This window comes from Fredinandcohnia quinoae (assembly GCF_022427965.1).
GTDB lineage: Bacteria > Bacillota > Bacilli > Bacillales > Bacillaceae_L > Ferdinandcohnia > Ferdinandcohnia quinoae.
In genome coordinates this window covers 261,616-279,990 of record NZ_JAKTTI010000001.1, presented here as the reverse complement: position 1 = coordinate 279,990, position 18,375 = coordinate 261,616, and the positions used below count along the sequence as shown (strand labels likewise).

The following is an 18,375-nucleotide window of genomic DNA, read 5'->3' as shown; positions in this document are numbered from 1 at the left end:
CGTAGCCATAACCACCATAATTCTGTCCACCATATCCGCAACAACTCATGAAATCCACTCCTAACAATTATTTTTAGTATTTAACTTAGTATCCTACGTAAGCAGCACCTACAATGATCAACAGAATAAATAACACAACGATCAAAGCAAATCCTGCACCGTAACCAGCGCCTGAAGCTCCGCTCATCTAGACCACCTCCATGTCTGTTTGCTACTATTTTATGTTTGGTAACTAATTTCGACAGGTACAAAACCCCATTTTTTCCTGATTTCTTACCAGAGTATAAATTGAATAATGTTAATATTCAGTGTATTTGTTGACCAACCCATATTTGAAAATATATACTGAATTAAAAACAAGTAAGTGAGTTCGATAACACAATTGGGGGTGTCTTCATGGAATTTGATTGCGTGGTAATAGGGGCTGGCCTAGCGGGTTTAGTCGCAACGGCTGAGATTGCTGATGCTGGGAAAAAGGTATTGCTATTAGACCAGGAGCCAGAAAGTTCATTCGGTGGGCAAGCTTGGTGGTCATTTGGTGGTTTATTTTTAGTCAATTCACCAGAACAGCGTAGATTAGGAATTAAAGATTCTAAAGAACTAGCATGGCAAGATTGGATGGGAACAGCTGGTTTTGATCGGGAAGATGATGAGGATTATTGGGGAAGAAAATGGGCTGAGGCGTATGTCGATTTTGCTTCTGGTGAAAAACGAGAATGGCTCCATGAAATGGGGGTACGCTTTTTCCCGGTTGTAGGGTGGGCTGAACGCGGTGGTTATCTTGCCGAGGGCCACGGAAACTCTGTACCTCGTTTTCATATTGTGTGGGGAACAGGACCAGGTATTGTTGCACCTTTTGAACGACGGGTTAGGGCGCATATGAAAAATGGCATAGTAGTGTATAAGCCTCGACACCGGGTTGATAAGTTCATTAATAGTAACGGTACAGTACTCGGTGTAGGCGGTTCGATACTTGAGCCAAGTGACGTTGCACGAGGGGAGGAAAGCTCAAGAGTAGTAATAGGTCAGTTTGAATATCGAGCACAGGTGGTTGTGGTAACCAGTGGTGGAATTGGTGGTAATCATGATTTAATACGCAAAAATTGGCCGAGCAGACTTGGTTCTCCACCAAGGAGGATGATAACTGGTGTACCAGCACATGTTGATGGACGTATGCTTGCCATTACAGAAGAGGTTGGTGGACGTATTGTTAATAGAGATAGAATGTGGCATTATACGGAAGGTATTAAGAATTGGAATCCGGTATGGGATAAACATGGGATTCGAATTTTACCTGGACCATCATCGCTTTGGGTAGATGCACGGGGGCAGCGTTTTTCAGCTCCAAATTTCCCAGGATTTGATACATTAGGAACTCTTGAAGCGATCCAAAAAACGGGGTACGATTATTCATGGTTTATTTTAACTCAAAAAATTATTGAACGAGAATTCGCACTATCCGGTTCTGAACAAAATCCTGATTTGACTGGTAAAAGTATTAAAAAAGTGCTTAGTAGGGTTTTGCCAGGTGCACCGGGGCCTGTTCAAGCATTTATGGATAAGGGTGAGGATTTCATAATAGCTGATAATTTAGCTGAGCTTGTTTCAGGCATGAATAAACTTACAGGTGAAAATCTTATAAAGATTGCGGAAATTGAAAAATTAATAAAAGCTCGGGATCGTGAAATCGATAATAAATTTACGAAGGATCTACAAATTACCGCACTGCGTGGTGCACGTCACTATATTGGTGACAAATTAATTCGTGTTGCGAAACCGCATAAATTTCTTGATCCTAAAAACGGACCACTGATTGCAGTTAGATTGAATATCCTCAGCCGCAAAACATTAGGTGGCTTACAAACTGATTTATCAGGGAGAGTACTTAACTCTTTTGGAGAACCAGTGCCAGGGCTTTATGCAGCAGGTGAAGTTTCTGGATTTGGTGGTGGAGGAATTCACGGATATCGTGCACTTGAAGGAACATTTGTAGGGGGATGTCTTTTCACAGGTCGAGTAGCTGGTCGAGCAATAGCTAACGAATTAAATTGATCATAATCTACCGATTTTGTGTTATTATTTAGTTAAAAAATTAGGAGAATGAACATGGCAGAAGTGGGAACATTTTCTATTGAAAAGACAGTTATCGGTTTTATTGGTACTGGTGTTATGGGGAAAAGTATGGCAGGTCATTTACTTGGTAATGGTTACAAGGTTCATGTATATACCCGTACTAAGGAAAAGGCAAATGAACTAATTGAAAAGGGAGCTGTCTGGAAGGATTCCGTTAGAGAGTTAGCCAACGAAGCTAATGTTATCATTACGATGGTCGGCTACCCAAATGATGTAGAAGAAATCTATTTAGGTGAAAATGGCCTTTTGGCATATGCACAAAAAGGTACATACTTTATCGATATGACAACTTCAACACCAACTCTTGCGGTTAACATACATAATACTGCAAAGAAAAACGAAATGTATACACTTGATGCACCTGTTTCTGGTGGTGATATCGGTGCTAAAGAGGCTAGGCTTGCGATTATGGTTGGTGGTGATGAAGTGGTCTTTGAAGCGTGTAGGCCAATTCTTGAAATCATAGGCCAAAATATCGTATATCAAGGCCCTGCAGGTTCAGGTCAGCATACAAAGATGTGTAATCAAATCGCGATTGCTTCAAACATGATTGGTGTGTGTGAAGCAATCGCCTATGCTAAAAAGTCGGGACTAGACCCTGAACAGGTACTAAGGAGTATATCAACGGGTGCGGCAGGTAGCTGGTCGTTAAGTAATCTTGCACCAAGAATGATTGCTGATAACTTTGAACCAGGTTTTTTCATTAAGCATTTTATTAAAGATATGGGAATTGCCTTGGAAGAAGCAAAATTAATGGGAATGGAAGTTCCTGGACTTGAGCTAGCAAAAAAGTTGTATGATGAATTAGCGGAAAAAGGTGAAGGAGATAGTGGCACCCAAGCCTTATACAAACTATGGTCTTAATATTATAGGTATAGAAATAACATCCCTGATGAACAATAACTATGATATTTGTACGAGGGGGTGCGGTGAAATATGCCAAAAGGCACAAATAAGCAAGACGCAGAACAAAAAAATAAACAAGGCTTCGACTCTGCTGTTACAGACTCAGAATTTGGTCAAGAGCTAGGAAGTCATGCTGCCAATCAAAAGCATAAAGAAAAAGCAAAAAGAATGAAATCATCCAAAAATGATGGAGAATACAAAGGATCCTTCTAAAAAACCGATATTAAACGAGCAAAATGCCACAATAAAATGTGGCATTTTTTATTTTGATTTTACAATCTTAATAGTGAAACCGTCATACATTCATATGCATAAAATAATTTTTGAATTTTTTAACAATATTTTATAAAACAGGTCTTTCTGCCTATGGATATGGCTGATTTTCTAAATTAAGGTAGTAGTAGTACTTTATTGAAATCTATTTGTTTTATATTTTAATATCATAGCAAGAAGGGGGGTTCAGCATCATGAAGAATAATGTAAATTTACCAAATGAATTGACAGAATGTGTGAAGGCTTCTGTTCATTTAGCCATTTCAGTTACTACTAATGGTAAAATCCTTTATATTTCTAATAATTGTGAAGAAATACTTGGATATAAAAAAGATGAACTTATTTATACTTCTTTAAAAAGAATTATTCACCAAGATGATACTTTCTTATTGGAAAGCTATTTTTTTAGTTCTCCAACAGAAATTCCATGTACATTTCGAATGAAAACATCTGGAAATGAATATATTTGGTTTGAAACAATATTAGAACCAATAGGACACTCTTCAGGCAAATATGAGGAGGTACTGCTAAAATTGCACATGTTGTATGAACCTTCCATGAAAAAAAAGCAAGATAAAAAAGTTGATGACGGCTCATTACAAACTTTAATAACCCATCATCAATTTTCTGAACAATTACGAGGTCAGTCTTCAATTTTATTAGAGGAAGCCCCATTTCCTATAATCATTACGAAGCTTGGTCAAATTGTATATATGAATACAGGAGCAGTTAACCTTTTAGCAGTTACATCTAGAACTGATTTTATAGGATCATCAATTTATCATTTTATTGAAGATGAATTTCATGAAGTTGTAGCTAAAAGAACCCAACAATTACAGCTGGGACATAGTGTTGGAATTATCGAGCAAAAGTGGAAGAAAGCGGATGGAAATATTATTGATGTCGAAGTAAAAGCTGTTCCTGCCGTTTTTGATAATGAAAAGTTTGAATATATCGTATTACATGATATTTCATCAAGAAAGGCATTTCATGATATCATTCATAGAAGTCGTGAGCGTTACCAACGTATCGTTCAAAACTCAATTGACACGATTGCAGTTATCTATCAAAATAATTGGGTTTTTATTAATGATTCTGGTGTGAATATGTTTGATGCGAATAGCTACACAGAAATGTTAGGTAAAAATATTTATACTTTTTTACATCCGGAAAATCATGAACAAGTTAGACAGTTTATTGACATAGTTAATAAAGAGAAAAAAGAAGTGAATTTTAGTAAACAGTCTTGGTACACGCTACAGGGCTCACAAGTATTTACTGAGCTCATAGGAATACCAACTACATATTTTGGTGAAAATGCGGTTCAAGTTATTATTCGTGATATTTCCGATCGTGTTAAGGCTGAAAACTTAATGATTCAATCGGAGAAATTATCGATTGCTGGTCAGTTGGCAGCCGGAATCGCACATGAAATACGGAATCCACTTACTGCGATAAAAGGATTTTTACAATTATTTAATATAGACTTTGAAGCGAAAAAGCAATATTTTGATATTATTTTTTCTGAATTAAATCGAATTGAGCTTATTTTAAGTGAGTTATTACTACTTGCAAAGCCAACCGATATAAAATTTAGAGAAGTAGATGTTAAGACTATATTAATAAATGTTGTCACATTATTAGATACTCAAGCTATTTTAAAGAATATTCAGATTAACCTAGAGCTTGAGCCAGTGGATTCCCTTATAACTTGTGATGGCAATCAAATTAAACAGGTATTTATTAATCTTATAAAAAACTCTATCGACGCAATGTCTGATGGGGGTAATATTTATATTAAGACAAAGGTTTCAAATGGAAAAATATTAATCTCTTTTACTGATGAAGGATGTGGCATTCCAGAACATGTAATGAGGCGAATTGGTGAGCCATTCTTTACGACAAAGGAAAAAGGGACTGGATTGGGTTTAATGGTAAGCTATAATATCATTGAGAATCATAATGGTCAAATTAAGGTTGAGAGTATCGAGGACAAGGGGACAACTTTTGAAATTTGCTTACCATTAGTACTAAAATAAAAAGGTGTTACGTTTCACAAATTGTGAGATGTAACACCTTTATTATTATTTATTTTGAAGGGTTATATATTGTTTTGAAAGCTCCATAAAAGCTTCTTTATTTCTATTAATTAGGGATTGATCAATTCTTTCCATTAATTTTTCCTTTTGAAAGGAAATCTGTGATCGGTAAAGAACCATTTCGGCTACCTTTTCATACAGTTCTTCATCATCTTCAAGCGCATTAGGAATAACAATTAGTTCATTTTTTTGTTCTTTCTTAAAATGGTTCATTTTATCACTCCTTTCTTTTTATTATGCAGCGAAAAGCAGAAAAAGTAAAGTATTTTTTGAAAATTAAGATATATCTGAATCCGCTATTTCTAGTCAATTAACTAAATCGATCCTTAAAAAATGGGTTACTTTCCTTAAAAGTTTCATAGTATGAAGTAAAAGGAAAAATAGAGGAGGTTATGTTGATGAAATATATAAATGGCGGGTATCAAGCAAATCCATACTATCGGACAGAACATTATTATCGACAGCCAAACTATTATGGATATGGCTATCAGCCATATAATTATCATAACTATTCCGTTCAGGTCCGACAAACGAATGAATTTCAAACTGTTTGGATGGCAATAAGGGATAAGTTAAATCCACAATATAAGAAGCTATCAGAATATAATCTTAATCCTGCAGTTAGTCAATATGTTGCTATGCAAATTGTTTATTTCACATTAATTAATAAGGACAATGTTTCTGGTTCTATTGAGCAGAAGATGAATCAAATGTTTCGTTTACTTCAAAATCAATTTGGTTGGATATTCGCCATTTTAGCACCTTATCGTATTCCTAATTCCGAATTAGAACGGGTATTAAAAGCAATTATTCGTTTAACCTTAGAGCATGTTGGATTCACACCAGAAAAGAACTGGAGTGACTGGGAAGTCCTAGGGGGTACATTAACCTCAGGACCATCGCCAGCTATCACGAGGAAGAATCGTATCGATGTATATGTCAGAGGAAAAAATCGACATTTATATCATAGGTTCTGGAATGGAGCTTCATGGCTGGGGTGGGAAGATTTGGGTGGGACGCTAACTTCGTCTCCAGCTGCTGTTTCTTGGGGGGATGGTAGAATAGATGTGTTTGCAAGAGGGGAGGACCAGCAATTAATTCATCGATATTTGAGTGATTCAAGTTGGAGTGATTGGGAAGAGCTGGGGGGTATCTTAACATCATCTCCTGCAGTTGCTTCATGGGCTGAAAATCGATTGGACGTATTTGCAAGAGGGAGTGACAAGAAGCTCTATCATTTATATTGGAATGGAAGCAATTGGAGTGATTGGGAGAACCTTGGCGGACACTTAACATCCGCTCCTGCAGCAATATCGTGGGGCCCAGATAGAATTGATGTATTCGCACGAGGTAAAAATAAAGCCCTTGAACACATATATTGGAATGGCGCTTCATGGAGTAATTGGGAAAGTCTCGGAGGCGAATTCACTTCAAGTCCCTCTGCCTCCTCAAGAAAACCGAATAATATCGATGTATTTGTAAGAGGTATGAAAGATCAGCTTTATTATAAAAATTGGAATGGTACTCGTTGGCTCGACTGGGAAGATCTTGGAGGAACCTTAACCTCGGAACCTGGTACAGTTTCTTGGGGAAGAAATCGAATTGATGTGTTTGCAAGGGGACAAAATAACGAACTTATTCATAAGTGGAGAGAATGAAGTTAGATGCGGGATAAAAGGAGTTGGCTATATGCCTAGATATGTGTGGGGTGTCGATTCGGCAGCAGTTGTAAATGAAGATTTGTATACATGTGTTAAAAATAATTTTGGGAATCCGAGGTTTTGGGGCAGATATTTAACAGCTATCCCAAATGTTTCCGAGGGGTTAACAAAAGAAGAAATTGCATTTATTCGAAATAAAGGAATAAAAGTCTTACCTATTTATAATGTGTTTTCAGAAGCGATTGGATATTCAAGAGGCCAGATTGCTGCAAGAAATGCGGTATTTAATGCGAGAAGACTTGGAATCCCAAATAATACTGCAATATTTGCTAATGTTGAACATTTCTTTGAGGTAGATGAGGGATGGTTAAGAGGTTGGGTCGAATCGATGTATCCTACAGGATTCCGATCCGGTATTTATAATGATCCAGTTAAAGGTGGATTTTCTAATGCATATTGTGAAGCTGTTAAAAAAAATAATCAAATTGCAACACAAGCAATTCTTTGGAGTGCAGAGCCAGAACCCGGAGTTACGAAAGAACGTAATGCTCCTAAATTCAAGCCAGCAACACCAAATTGTAAGGCGAATGTCTGGGTATGGCAATATGGACGTGATTCTAAGCAGTGTCCAATTGATACGAATCTCGCCGACCAACGTCTCCTTGCTTACTTATATTAAAAAACTTAAAAAACAGGTAATGCTATGTTGGCAATTACCTGTTTTTTCTTGTTATTTAGGCTATCTATAGCTTTCACCTAGTTTTTTAAATATTGGTTTTTGGTAGGTTTTTTTATATGCTTTGTTTTGTGATGAATCATTTTCACTGATCCCTACATATTGTTGTAAGAGAATTTTTGCTTGTGAAAGTGAAAGATGAGTTTTCGGATTACGATATGTTTGATTAAGATTACCAAGGTGTGGAAGGCGTGAGAAGTCTTCTTTTGAAGGAGGCATGTGAAAATAATATTCTCCTGCTGATACTAACACGTCAGATTGTTGTTGGCTATTTTTTGGATTTCTTGAAAAATGGAGCCCTTCTTTTGATGCTTTCCCTTCAGTAACTAATTTTTCTAGTGCTTTTCGTTTCAGCAAATATAAAAACTTCGGGTTTGTTGCCGTCTTTGCGTGTCGGTTTACGATAAAGATGGCTCTTGCGAGGTTGTCCACTGTTTGTTCAAGAAAATGTTCGTTTTCTTGTTTATTCATTTGTACTCTCCTTTCTATTTTTATTATACTGTTGAAAAGAAGTTTTGCAAATGAATTCCCACAAAACAATATGTATACAAGGTAAATAACGATAATTTAGACAACTAATTGCCTAATTATACGATAAAATATAATATTAAGTAAAATACACTATAATAGTAGAACATAGGGATGGTTTCATGGATAAGTTAAAAAATGTAATTTCTAATGATGAAAAATTTGCAAGTACAGGTCAGAGTATTGAATCTATCATATTTGAAATTATCCTGAAGCATATTAAAGATTTAATATATGTAATGAGTGTAGAGGTAGATGGAACATTTCGGTATGTTTTTATAAATGATGTAGCAAAGGGACACGCCAAACTACAAAATGATTGTATTGGTAGAAGTCTTCAAGAAGTTTTACATAAAGAAACGGCCGACCACCTTCAGCAGCAGTATGCTTCGGTTCTTTTAAAAAGGCAACCGATATCATTTCAGGATGTCGTAAAACTAGCGGATGATAGAACAGTTCATGGTGAATCGATATTATCACCAATATTTGATGACCAAGGTAAAGTAAGATTTATTGTTAGTGTAACCCGTGATATAACCGAAAGTGTAAATGAAAAAAAATTAATAGAATTTATGGCATATCACGACCATTTAACAGGTCTTCCAAATCGTAGCTCCCTTAAAAGGGATTTAGCTTCAACCGTTGAGGATTCAAGTAATAATCATGACCAATTTGCGTTAATGTATATAGACCTGGATCGCTTTAAATTATTGAATGATACTATGGGCCATCTAGCAGGAGACCAATTACTAATTCAAATTGCTCAAAGATTAAGTAATTTGAATAGTGCAGAGTATAAAGTTTATCGTCAAAGTGGAGATGAATTTATAATTATCCTCTTAAATACAACAGTAGAGCAAGCCAGGGCATTTGCTGAAAATGTTATTAAAGAAATAGAAAAACCGTTCGTATTTAATAATGATGAATATTATGTTACAACTAGTCTTGGTATTAGTATATTTCCTCATGATGGGCAAGATGGTGAGACTCTAATCAAAAATGCAGATACTGCATTGTATCGGGCAAAAGAGGTAGGAAGATCTATTTTTCAGTTTTATAATAAAAATATGCAAAAGCTTAATGCATCTGAAATGATATTGGAGAATGGTCTAAGAAAAGCAATAGATCAAAATGAACTTGAGTTGTATTATCAACCACAGTTCAATCTTGATTCAAACGAAGTAAGTAGTTTTGAGGCGTTATTAAGATGGAATCATCCAACTATCGGTCATATATCTCCAGCGGAATTTATTCCATTAGCAGAAGACACAGGATTGATTTTATCCATAGGAGAATGGGTTATTACAACTGTTTGTAAAAAAATCAAGGAATGGCATAAAAAGGGTTATAAATCTGTCTCCGTTGCTGTAAATTTATCAGCGAAACAATTTCAGCAATCAAAACTTGCAGAGATTATTAAGACTGCAATAGATTCTAATCAAATTGATCCTAAGTTTTTAGAATTTGAAATAACTGAAGGGGCTATACAAGATGCTGAAAAAGCATTATTGACACTAACTAAGTTAAAGGAAATTGGTGTTCAAATTGCTGTCGATGATTTTGGAACAGGTTATTCATCTTTAAGTTATTTAAAAAGGTTTCCAATAGATACATTAAAAATTGATCAATCTTTCGTAAAGGATGTTTTGACTGATAATAAGGATGCAGCAATTACAACAACAATTATTCATTTAGCCGAAAGTTTAGGTTTGGCAGTAATAGCTGAAGGTGTCGAAGAGCAGGAACAGGTAGAATTTTTTAAATCAATGAATTGCCATAAAGCCCAAGGATATTTTTTTAGTAAACCACTTCCAGAAAAAGAGATTATCGAGCATTATTTAACAAAATAAAAGAGTCCGTATGGTTCTTCTCCCATACGGACTATTAATCTTTTTACTGTTGCAATGTAAATACTGAAATTTCTGGTTTAGATAAAAACCTTAATGGGAGTCTTGTAGTTCCAAGCCCTCTATTGACATATAAAGTCATTTTAGAATCCCCGATTGTATAAGAACCTTCGTAATAATTACTTCCTAAAGGTGGTGTAATGAGTGGACCGTAAAAAGGTAATTGAATCTGTCCACCATGACTATGCCCAGATAATTGTAAATGCGCACCTAGTTCAGAAATCTTTGGTGCGATGTCAGGTTCATGTGCAAGTAAAATCGTATATGTAGAGGAATCAATCTTATCAAATGTTGCTTGTAAATCTGGTCTTCCAAGCATTGCATCATCTAATCCAGCAACGATTATTTTACTATTGCCTTTCAAAATTTCCATCGAATTATTCATTAATAAATTAAATTCAGATTGTAGCATAATACTTTTATAAATATCTGAACCGTATCCACCATGATCATGATTCCCATAAATTGCGTACTTTCCTAGAGGAGCTTTCACATTTAAAAGGATTGGAATAAGGTGATTTGCAGCTGCGTATTTATTAGGTTCATCCATTAGATCACCAGTAAAAAAAACGATATCTGGTCTCAATTCATTAATAGTATTGATGATCTTTTCTAATTGCTCTAGATCAAAATAATGTCCGACATGCGTGTCACTAAACTGAACAATTTTCACGTTATTAAAGTCTTTTGGAATAAGAGAATGGGAAATGGTATGTTGAGAAATTTGTATTTGTTTTGGTTCAATATATCTCGCATACACATACCCAAATGATGATGTGAGTGCGACAATTAAGGTAGTGGTAAAAGTGCGCTTCAAAAATTGCCGTCTTGAATATTTTTTGGACATACTTAACGCCAACCTATCATAAATTCTATATGCATTGATGCTATTATAGCATAAAAATATATATGATAATGAATGTATGAAGTTAGATTACTATAAAACTATTATTAGAAAAATTAGATAAAAAGTGATATGCTTAAAAATGAACCATCATTCATTTTAAGGAGGGTTATTATGAAAGGGAAGGTAGTTATTGTAACAGGTGCTTCAAGCGGTATGGGGAAATATATGGCAAAGCGCTTTGCAAGTGAAGGGGCATATGTTGTTATTACTGGAAGAACTCTTGAGAAACTTGAAGATACGAAGAAAGAAATAGAAACCTTTAAGGATCAAGTTCTAATTGTTCAAATGGATGTTAGAGAGCACTCACATGTTGAACATATGGTGAATGAAACTGATAAAGCATTCGGTAGAATCGATTATTTAATTAATAATGCCGCAGGTAATTTTATTTGTCCTGCGGAAAAGCTTACTGCAAATGGGTGGAATTCTGTAATTAACATTGTATTGAATGGAACATTCTATTGTAGTTCTGAAGTAGGTAAATATTGGATCGAGAAAGGGATAAAAGGCAGCATAATTAACATTGTTGCTACATATGCCTGGAATGCTGGAGCAGGTGTTATCCATTCCGCATGTGCAAAATCAGGTGTTTTAACAATGACTCGTACTTTAGCAGTTGAGTGGGGAAGAAAGTACGGAATCAGAGTAAATGCAATCGCACCAGGTCCGATTGAAAGAACTGGTGGGGCAGACCGATTATGGGAATCTGAGGAAGCAGCGAAACGCACATTACAGAGTGTCCCACTTGGTCGATTAGGAACCCCTGAGGAGATTGCTGGTCTTGCAAATTATTTATTATCAGATGATGCAGCATATATTAACGGTGAATGTATAACAATGGATGGTGGACAGTGGCTTAACCAATATCCATTTTAATGTAAAACACTTCCTTTCGGGAAGTGTTTTTTAAATAAAAATAAAGAATAAAATTTTGTATATAAATGTCTAGCTCCAGCGCCTGAACAAGGCGCTTGCGCTTTTTCTAATGATAAAAATCTTGTTCTATCTTCCTTTTACGCGAGCATATTGTTTATAAAAGCATAATTGTGTCAAAAAGTGCAATTATTTTACGAACGAAAAGTACGCATATTTATAGTCTACCCTGTTAGAATGATAATACTTGGCCAACGGTATTCTGTAGTGGAAAGGATGATAATTTGAAAAATCGATTAACAATATTAGTCATATTCCTTTTAATGTGTAGTTCCTTTATTAATCAGCCTACAAAAGCTTCAGCAAGTAAGCCAATATCAAATGAGAAAATGTTTGAATTTTTAAAGGAAGCGTATAGTGCCCAAGTTTCATTAACAGCTAAGTATAGATCATATGATGAGGTTTGGGGTGTACTCTCTCCATACTTTAAAGATAACTATATTAAGCTCTTTCTAAAGGAAAATTTATATGAGGATAATGAGGGTTTCATTGTTTATGGAACGGATTTTCCTATTTATTTCATCCCATTTTTCTCATATTCAGAGGAGACAAAGATTGTTTTTAATGATGATGGGAATAAAGCATATGTTTACGAATTTTTTAAAGCCAAAATAGAAGGACCTGTATCATACGATAGCCACTATGAAACCTTAACACTTGAGAGGATCGGATCAAATTGGTTCATCTCTGAATTGGAAATTGGTATTGAAAAGTCAAAAGAGTTAGACAAAATAGAGCGAAGTAAAGAAAATGTTAAACAAGTTGACGAATTAACCTCGGTTAAACAAGGCTCACGAATATTAGAAAAATTTCTATTTTGGGACCCATTCAGATACACAATTTACTCCTTATTAGAGATGGATTATCGGAGTCCATTATATGCCGGATATTTAAAAGGAATCCTGAAATAAGGGGTTCCTTTTAAAATTATTTAGTCTTTGTATAATAGTAAGAATTTTCCGCGATAAGGAAATTTGAATAAAAATACTTTATTAAATGGATAGAACGTGCTATATTGACAATCCTAAAAGTAAATTAGTTTTTTGCATTGGAAAGGAGAGGTACATATGACACAGTCACAGTTACAAGGTATTATTACTCGTCTTTTAAGTTTACAAGAAAATGCTAATGGGGGAGAGCCTCCACAACGTTTTTTTGAAGTGAACGGTGAAAGAAAATGTAGTGTTAAATACTTTAATAAAAACGAAACCTTCGAATTAGAGGTATATCAACAAGGGGAAAAGCCGAAAACATATCAATTTGATAATATTGATATGATTGCCATCGAAATTTTTGATCTAATAAATTAATCATTAAATATAAAAACTCGCCACAAGCGAGTTTTTTTTGTTACCTTCCTAGGAATTTTAATAAGTTTACATTATCCGCTTTCAATTATGTTAAAATAAGAATTGGAGCATTAAACATAGTAATCTCGTAAAATAGTAAAAAAACATGATGTGAGGTTGAAGCAAAATGATTAGTCTTCAAAGCGGAGAATTATTTGATACTACAATTAAAGATTTGCTAATTCCAGCTGATAAAGTTGCTCATGTACAATTGGGCAATAATTTGGAGCATGCCTTACTTGTCCTTACTAAGACAGGATATACGGCAGTGCCGGTGTTGGATCCACATTTTACATTACATGGTTTAATTAGCTCGACACATATACTTGATTCTATTTTAGGACTTGAACGGATTGAATTTGAGCGACTTGAGACAATGAAGGTGGAAGAAGTTATGAATACAAATATTCCACGTTTGAATTTAAATGATCAGGTAATGACTGGTCTTAATCTCGTTATTGATCATCCCTTTGTATGTGTAGAAAATGATGAAGCTGTCTTTGAAGGAATATTTACAAGAAGGGCTGTCCTAAAGCAATTAGATCGTCGAATTAAGAATAAATAAGAAATGAAAGTAAAGTCCTTCAAGCTTTTGGAGGGCTTTTTCAACCCTTTGGATATAGTATAAGTAAAACTTATTGAAGAATTAGAAAGAGGGGATTAATATGCAGTTTTCTGAATTTCAATTACTTGTAGTACTCGCCTCAGAAATGAATATGAGAAAGGCTTCAGAGCGTTTATTTGTTTCACAACCAGCCCTATCCCAACGACTTCAATCAATTGAGAAGATTTGGGGTACCAAGATCTTTATTCGCTCACAAAAAGGATTAACTCCCACCCCAGCTGGTGAAAAAATAATTGATTTTGCTAAGGAGGTAGTCGAAAAGGAAGAGAAGATCAAAGAACAAATTCAGGCTCTAAATCAAGAAGTACATGGGACACTAAAGATTGCATGTGCATCCATAATTGGTCAAAATTGGTTGCCAAAAATATTAAAAAAATATGTAACAACATATCCACAGGCAAAAATATCATTAATTACCGGATGGAGCAGCGAAATTCTTAAAAATTTATATGATGATACTGTGCATATTGGAATTATTAGAGGAAAGCCAGAATGGAAAGGGGTAAAAAAACATTTATTAACCGATACTATGTATTTGGTTGACACTGAAATACAAAAAATAGAGCAAGTATGGGAGACAGATCGACCATTTATTCAATTTAAAAGTGATTCCACCTACTACCAGGAAATACAGGAATGGTGGCATAGGACCTTTCAATCTATACCAAAACGAACAATAGTAGTTGATCAAATTGAAACGTGTAAACAAATGACGCTAAATGGTATCGGGTATGCAATTTTACCTTCAGTAACATTATCAGAGGAAGAGACCAACATTTATAAAATTCCATTATTGGACGAACATAATGAGCCTATGAAACGTGACACGTGGCTGGTCGGTTATGAATCTGCTTTTGAACTTAAACAAGTAAGAGCGTTTGTAGAATTAATGAAAGAAAATATCAGTTCTATCTGACTAAATTTTACCTTGTCATAGCGAATATTTTCTGTTAAATTAAAAAATAAAACTTTGAGGGAATAAATAGTCAATTTCATTACCTTAAGTTTGATTAGTCGTGGAGGAATTACAATGTGTGCTCATATTAAAGTAGGGATTGTTGGATACGGTAACCTTGGTAAAGGGGTAGTTTCAGCAATCAATCAATGTCCTGATATCGATTTAGTTGGTATTTTTACAAGAAGATCACCTGAAAGTATACAAATTCAGGAGTCAAAAGCAAAAGTTATACATATATCACAAGCTGCGGAATATTCAAATGAAATAGATGTTATGATTTTATGTGGAGGTTCTGCAACTGATTTACCTCATCAAGGTCCAGAGTTTGCACAAATGTTCAATACGGTTGATAGTTATGATACACATGCAAAAATTCCAGAATACTTTAAGTCTGTTGATGAAGCTGCACAAAGAAGTGGGAAAATAAGCATAATCTCAGTTGGTTGGGATCCTGGATTATTTTCAATAAACCGGTTAATGGCAGAAGCAATTTTACCGAATGGAGAAAATTATACGTTTTGGGGTAAAGGTGTTAGTCAAGGTCATTCAGATGCGGTTCGCCGAATCGAAGGTGTAGAAGATGCAGTTCAGTATACTGTTCCAATTGAGGATGCAGTTGAAAAAGTGAGAAGTGGTGAAAATCCTGAGCTCTCAACTGCTCAAAAACATTTGCGTATTTGCTACGTAGTTGTAAAAGAAGGATATAATAAATTAGAAATTGAAGAAAAAATTAAAACGATGCCTAATTATTTTGCTGAATATGATACAGAAGTGAATTTTATTAGTAGTGAAGAGTTGAAGCAATATCATTCAAGACTACCACACGGTGGTTTTGTTATACGCGGTGGGACTACAGGAATCGATAGTAAGCAAGTTATTGAATTTTCGCTTAATCTAGATAGTAACCCAGAATTCACCTCTAGTGTCCTTGTAGCATATGCTCGTGCAGCATATCGTTTAAATAAAGAAGGACAAACTGGTGCAAAATCGGTTTTTGATATTGCTCCTGCATATTTATCACCTAAATCTGCAGAAGATTTAAGAAAAGGATTATTGTAAGGCTTTTTGGTGGTTGTTACAGAATATCTGTAGCAACCATTTTTTTATTGCTTATTTATAGGGAATAATCGCTCTGAGATTGAGACAAATTATTTGTATGAGGAGGTGGAAGAGGAATGGCGAAAATTGGAGTTGAAGGTTCATTAACAAATGTTCAACAAGCTCTTCAAGAAAAAGGCTATGAAGTTGTACAACTACGACAAGAGAATGATGCGAAAAATTGTGATTGCTGTGTTGTTACTGGTTTAGATTCTAATGTGATGGGTATAGCAGATACTTCTACACAAGGTTCAGTAATTGAAGCGAATGGACTTTCTGCGGATCAAGTATGTCAAGAGGTTGAGAATCGTCTTGGGAAACAGTAAAGAAAAAGGATAAATAGAATAAAGTGCAAACCAAGTCATTGACTTGGTTTTTATTTAGTGAATAAAAAAAATTCTACATTTTCTAATTATTATACTGGAAATTTATTTCGAAAACCGATATATTAATAATTACGTTAGTTTTTCAAATTGAATTATGCACCTTGTAAAGGAGGCTTTTGATGGAAACCTTTAAGAAATTGAAAGAGTTTTATATGCCATACCGACATTATTTTTACTGGTCGATGTTTTCTTTATTGTTTGTTACTGGGATAACGGTTCTATATCCAATCGTATTACAAGTATCAATTGATGAGGTTTTCAGGGGAGGGAACTACGATCTTGTTCCATATTTATCAATAGGTTTTATTGTAATAATGGTATTGAAGGGGATATCTACATATTTTAACCAGTATTTAGGTGACTTGTTTGGAATTACCTCTGTGTATAAAATGAGAAATGCTTTATATGAAAAGTTACAGCGCTTGTCGTTTGGTTATTATGATAATGCAAAGACAGGTGACTTAATGTCACGGCTAACTGCTGATGTTGAAGGATTTCGTTTCTTTTTGTCGTTTGGCTTTGCGGAATTATTGAGATTTAGCTTATTAATTATATTTAGCTTAAGTGTAATGTTGTATTACTCTGTATCATTAACTTTGGTTACAATCGTTTCTTTACCGTTTCTAGCTGTTGTCGTATATCGCTTCGATAAGCGTGTGCATCCGGCTTTTAGAGCGGTAAGAAAATCATTTGGCCGTTTAAATACAAACGTCCAAGAAAATATAAGCGGGATAAACACTGTAAAATCTCTTTCAAGAGAGAGTTACCAGATTAATAAGTTTAATTATTCAAATGAAAATTATAAAGATGTTTCATTGAACACTTCACATATTTGGGCGAAGTTTTTCCCTTTAATGGAGTTCATTGGTAATATTTGTGTGGTGGCTTTACTATCATTTGGTGGCTATCAAGTAATCAACGGTAGTGTGTCTCACGGTGAGTTAGTAGCCTTTTTCAGTCTCGTTTGGTATTTATTAAATCCAATCATGAACTTAGGGTTTGTTATTAATATGTTTTCTCAAGCGAAGGCATCTGGCGAAAGGCTATTAGAAATTCTTGAAGCGGATGAAGAGATTGATGAATCTTCAGATTCGATAGAAAATAATAGATTACAAGGAAATGTAGAATTTAAAAATGTAACATTGAAATATACTGAGGATGATCAAGCCGCACTTCAATCGATTTCATTTAATGCGGAGCCTGGGAAAGTGATTGGTTTAATTGGGTCTACAGGATCTGGAAAGACAAGTATTACACAATTAATGACTAGATTTTATGAACCTGTCATTGGTGAGGTATTAATTGATGGGAAGGATGTAAAAAAATATTCAATTCATACCCTTAGAAGTAATATCGGGTTTGTAATGCAGGAGTCTTTTCTGTTTTCATCATCTATAAAAGCAAATATAGCCTACGGAAAGCCGAATTCAACTATGGAAGAAATTATGAATGCGGCAAAACGTGCCCAGGCACACGATTTTATTATGGAATTGCCTAATGGTTATGACACAATGCTTGGTGAAAGAGGGATGGGTCTTTCTGGTGGTCAAAAGCAAAGGATTGCAATAGCTAGATCGATTTGTATCAATCCAAGCATACTTATACTCGACGATGCAACAAGTGCAGTTGATATGGAGACAGAATTTGAAATTCAGAAGGCTTTAAAAGAGGTTATGAAAGGGCGAACAACATTTATTATTGCACATCGTATATCCTCATTAAAACATGCTGATGAAATTCTTGTCCTAGATAACGGGATTATTGTTGAGAGGGGGACTCATTCAGAGCTTATGAGCAATGAAGGTCCATATCAAAGGATCTATGATATTCAATATAAGGATCAGAAGGTTATTCTGCAAGCTCAAACTGGATGAAG

Annotated in this window: 19 protein-coding genes; 15 read left to right on the top strand and 4 right to left on the bottom strand. The window is 35.0% G+C overall.

Features of this window, described 5'->3' with window-relative positions:
• Window positions 1-85: 85 nt before the first annotated feature.
• Window positions 86-187, bottom strand: coding sequence for a YjcZ family sporulation protein (locus MJG50_RS01420; RefSeq protein ID WP_240252172.1), 102 nt, complete (start codon window positions 185-187; stop codon window positions 86-88).
• 209 nt (window positions 188-396) lie between these two features.
• Between MJG50_RS01420 and MJG50_RS01415 the strand changes: the two genes are divergently transcribed.
• The 4 genes from MJG50_RS01415 (at window position 397) to MJG50_RS01400 (ending at window position 5,351) form a co-directional block, all read left to right on the top strand.
• Window positions 397-2,052 carry an FAD-binding dehydrogenase gene (locus tag MJG50_RS01415; protein WP_240252162.1) on the top strand — a complete coding sequence of 552 codons (1,656 nt, stop codon included), beginning with the start codon at window positions 397-399 and terminating at the stop codon, window positions 2,050-2,052.
• 54 nt (window positions 2,053-2,106) lie between these two features.
• Window positions 2,107-2,997: an NAD(P)-dependent oxidoreductase gene (locus tag MJG50_RS01410; protein ID WP_240252160.1), complete on the top strand. Its 891-nt coding sequence runs from the start codon at window positions 2,107-2,109 to the stop codon at window positions 2,995-2,997.
• A gap of 72 nt (window positions 2,998-3,069) precedes the next feature.
• Window positions 3,070-3,252 (top strand): hypothetical protein, encoded by a 183-nt coding sequence (locus MJG50_RS01405; RefSeq protein ID WP_240252158.1) that lies wholly within the window; start codon window positions 3,070-3,072, stop codon window positions 3,250-3,252.
• Window positions 3,253-3,506: 254 nt separating this feature from the next.
• On the top strand, window positions 3,507-5,351 hold the full coding sequence (locus tag MJG50_RS01400; protein WP_240252156.1) for a PAS domain S-box protein: 1,845 nt from the start codon (window positions 3,507-3,509) through the stop codon (window positions 5,349-5,351).
• A gap of 45 nt (window positions 5,352-5,396) precedes the next feature.
• On the opposite strand, the gene MJG50_RS01395 is transcribed toward MJG50_RS01400, so the two are convergent.
• Window positions 5,397-5,624, bottom strand: a complete 228-nt coding sequence (locus MJG50_RS01395; RefSeq protein ID WP_240252154.1) for an IDEAL domain-containing protein — start codon at window positions 5,622-5,624, stop codon at window positions 5,397-5,399.
• Between the two features lie 185 nt (window positions 5,625-5,809).
• Here MJG50_RS01395 and MJG50_RS01390 point away from each other — a divergent pair, with 185 nt between their 5' ends.
• Window positions 5,810-7,069, top strand: a complete 1,260-nt coding sequence (locus MJG50_RS01390; protein WP_240252152.1) for a PLL family lectin — start codon at window positions 5,810-5,812, stop codon at window positions 7,067-7,069.
• Window positions 7,070-7,100: 31 nt separating this feature from the next.
• On the top strand, window positions 7,101-7,751 hold the full coding sequence (locus tag MJG50_RS01385) for a glycoside hydrolase domain-containing protein (RefSeq protein ID WP_240252149.1): 651 nt from the start codon (window positions 7,101-7,103) through the stop codon (window positions 7,749-7,751).
• A gap of 60 nt (window positions 7,752-7,811) precedes the next feature.
• Here the strand turns inward: MJG50_RS01385 and MJG50_RS01380 are convergent, their stop codons facing one another.
• A complete protein-coding gene (locus tag MJG50_RS01380) occupies window positions 7,812-8,279 on the bottom strand; it encodes a YkyB family protein (RefSeq protein WP_240252147.1) in 468 nt (155 codons plus the stop codon).
• Window positions 8,280-8,458: 179 nt separating this feature from the next.
• On the opposite strand from MJG50_RS01380, the gene MJG50_RS01375 reads away from it, so the two are divergent.
• Entirely contained in the window at window positions 8,459-10,186 is a 1,728-nt protein-coding gene (locus MJG50_RS01375) for a sensor domain-containing protein (RefSeq protein ID WP_240252145.1), read from the top strand.
• A 43-nt stretch (window positions 10,187-10,229) separates the two neighbouring features.
• On the opposite strand, the gene MJG50_RS01370 is transcribed toward MJG50_RS01375, so the two are convergent.
• Window positions 10,230-11,090, bottom strand: a complete 861-nt coding sequence (locus MJG50_RS01370) for a metallophosphoesterase (protein ID WP_240252143.1) — start codon at window positions 11,088-11,090, stop codon at window positions 10,230-10,232.
• A gap of 171 nt (window positions 11,091-11,261) precedes the next feature.
• Here MJG50_RS01370 and fadH point away from each other — a divergent pair, with 171 nt between their 5' ends.
• From fadH to MJG50_RS01330, 8 genes are all read left to right on the top strand, one after another.
• Complete coding sequence (fadH, locus tag MJG50_RS01365; protein ID WP_240252141.1) at window positions 11,262-12,026, top strand: 2,4-dienoyl-CoA reductase; 765 nt, start codon at window positions 11,262-11,264, stop codon at window positions 12,024-12,026.
• A gap of 281 nt (window positions 12,027-12,307) precedes the next feature.
• The gene (locus MJG50_RS01360; RefSeq protein WP_240252139.1) at window positions 12,308-12,994 is read left to right on the top strand and encodes a DUF3993 domain-containing protein; all 687 of its coding nucleotides are present in this window, start codon (window positions 12,308-12,310) and stop codon (window positions 12,992-12,994) included.
• 156 nt (window positions 12,995-13,150) lie between these two features.
• Window positions 13,151-13,393, top strand: coding sequence for a YkuJ family protein (locus MJG50_RS01355; protein WP_240252137.1), 243 nt, complete (start codon window positions 13,151-13,153; stop codon window positions 13,391-13,393).
• Window positions 13,394-13,559: 166 nt separating this feature from the next.
• Window positions 13,560-13,997 (top strand): cyclic-di-AMP-binding protein CbpB, encoded by a 438-nt coding sequence (gene cbpB, locus MJG50_RS01350; RefSeq protein ID WP_240252129.1) that lies wholly within the window; start codon window positions 13,560-13,562, stop codon window positions 13,995-13,997.
• A gap of 100 nt (window positions 13,998-14,097) precedes the next feature.
• Window positions 14,098-14,973, top strand: coding sequence for a transcriptional regulator CcpC (gene ccpC, locus MJG50_RS01345; protein WP_240252127.1), 876 nt, complete (start codon window positions 14,098-14,100; stop codon window positions 14,971-14,973).
• Window positions 14,974-15,087: 114 nt separating this feature from the next.
• Entirely contained in the window at window positions 15,088-16,074 is a 987-nt protein-coding gene (locus MJG50_RS01340; RefSeq protein ID WP_240252125.1) for a diaminopimelate dehydrogenase, read from the top strand.
• Window positions 16,075-16,190: 116 nt separating this feature from the next.
• The gene (locus MJG50_RS01335; RefSeq protein ID WP_240252123.1) at window positions 16,191-16,439 is read left to right on the top strand and encodes a YkuS family protein; all 249 of its coding nucleotides are present in this window, start codon (window positions 16,191-16,193) and stop codon (window positions 16,437-16,439) included.
• A gap of 179 nt (window positions 16,440-16,618) precedes the next feature.
• Window positions 16,619-18,373: an ABC transporter ATP-binding protein gene (locus MJG50_RS01330; RefSeq protein ID WP_240252121.1), complete on the top strand. Its 1,755-nt coding sequence runs from the start codon at window positions 16,619-16,621 to the stop codon at window positions 18,371-18,373.
• Window positions 18,374-18,375: the final 2 nt, after the last annotated feature.

Bases quoted from the DNA above. Each gene is read 5' to 3' on its own strand.
- MJG50_RS01370 (WP_240252143.1), bottom strand. From the start codon at position 11,090: ATGTCCAAAAAATATTCAAGACGGCAATTTTTGAAGCGCACTTTTACC.
- MJG50_RS01390 (WP_240252152.1), top strand. From the start codon at position 5,810: ATGAAATATATAAATGGCGGGTATCAAGCAAATCCATACTATCGGACA.
- MJG50_RS01340 (WP_240252125.1), top strand. From the start codon at position 15,088: ATGTGTGCTCATATTAAAGTAGGGATTGTTGGATACGGTAACCTTGGT.
- MJG50_RS01420 (WP_240252172.1), bottom strand. From the start codon at position 187: ATGAGCGGAGCTTCAGGCGCTGGTTACGGTGCAGGATTTGCTTTGATC.
- MJG50_RS01410 (WP_240252160.1), top strand. From the start codon at position 2,107: ATGGCAGAAGTGGGAACATTTTCTATTGAAAAGACAGTTATCGGTTTT.
- MJG50_RS01355 (WP_240252137.1), top strand. From the start codon at position 13,151: ATGACACAGTCACAGTTACAAGGTATTATTACTCGTCTTTTAAGTTTA.
- MJG50_RS01330 (WP_240252121.1), top strand. From the start codon at position 16,619: ATGGAAACCTTTAAGAAATTGAAAGAGTTTTATATGCCATACCGACAT.
- MJG50_RS01380 (WP_240252147.1), bottom strand. From the start codon at position 8,279: ATGAATAAACAAGAAAACGAACATTTTCTTGAACAAACAGTGGACAAC.
- MJG50_RS01375 (WP_240252145.1), top strand. From the start codon at position 8,459: ATGGATAAGTTAAAAAATGTAATTTCTAATGATGAAAAATTTGCAAGT.
- fadH (WP_240252141.1), top strand. From the start codon at position 11,262: ATGAAAGGGAAGGTAGTTATTGTAACAGGTGCTTCAAGCGGTATGGGG.
- cbpB (WP_240252129.1), top strand. From the start codon at position 13,560: ATGATTAGTCTTCAAAGCGGAGAATTATTTGATACTACAATTAAAGAT.
- ccpC (WP_240252127.1), top strand. From the start codon at position 14,098: ATGCAGTTTTCTGAATTTCAATTACTTGTAGTACTCGCCTCAGAAATG.
- MJG50_RS01385 (WP_240252149.1), top strand. From the start codon at position 7,101: ATGCCTAGATATGTGTGGGGTGTCGATTCGGCAGCAGTTGTAAATGAA.
- MJG50_RS01395 (WP_240252154.1), bottom strand. From the start codon at position 5,624: ATGAACCATTTTAAGAAAGAACAAAAAAATGAACTAATTGTTATTCCT.
- MJG50_RS01415 (WP_240252162.1), top strand. From the start codon at position 397: ATGGAATTTGATTGCGTGGTAATAGGGGCTGGCCTAGCGGGTTTAGTC.
- MJG50_RS01335 (WP_240252123.1), top strand. From the start codon at position 16,191: ATGGCGAAAATTGGAGTTGAAGGTTCATTAACAAATGTTCAACAAGCT.
- MJG50_RS01405 (WP_240252158.1), top strand. From the start codon at position 3,070: ATGCCAAAAGGCACAAATAAGCAAGACGCAGAACAAAAAAATAAACAA.
- MJG50_RS01400 (WP_240252156.1), top strand. From the start codon at position 3,507: ATGAAGAATAATGTAAATTTACCAAATGAATTGACAGAATGTGTGAAG.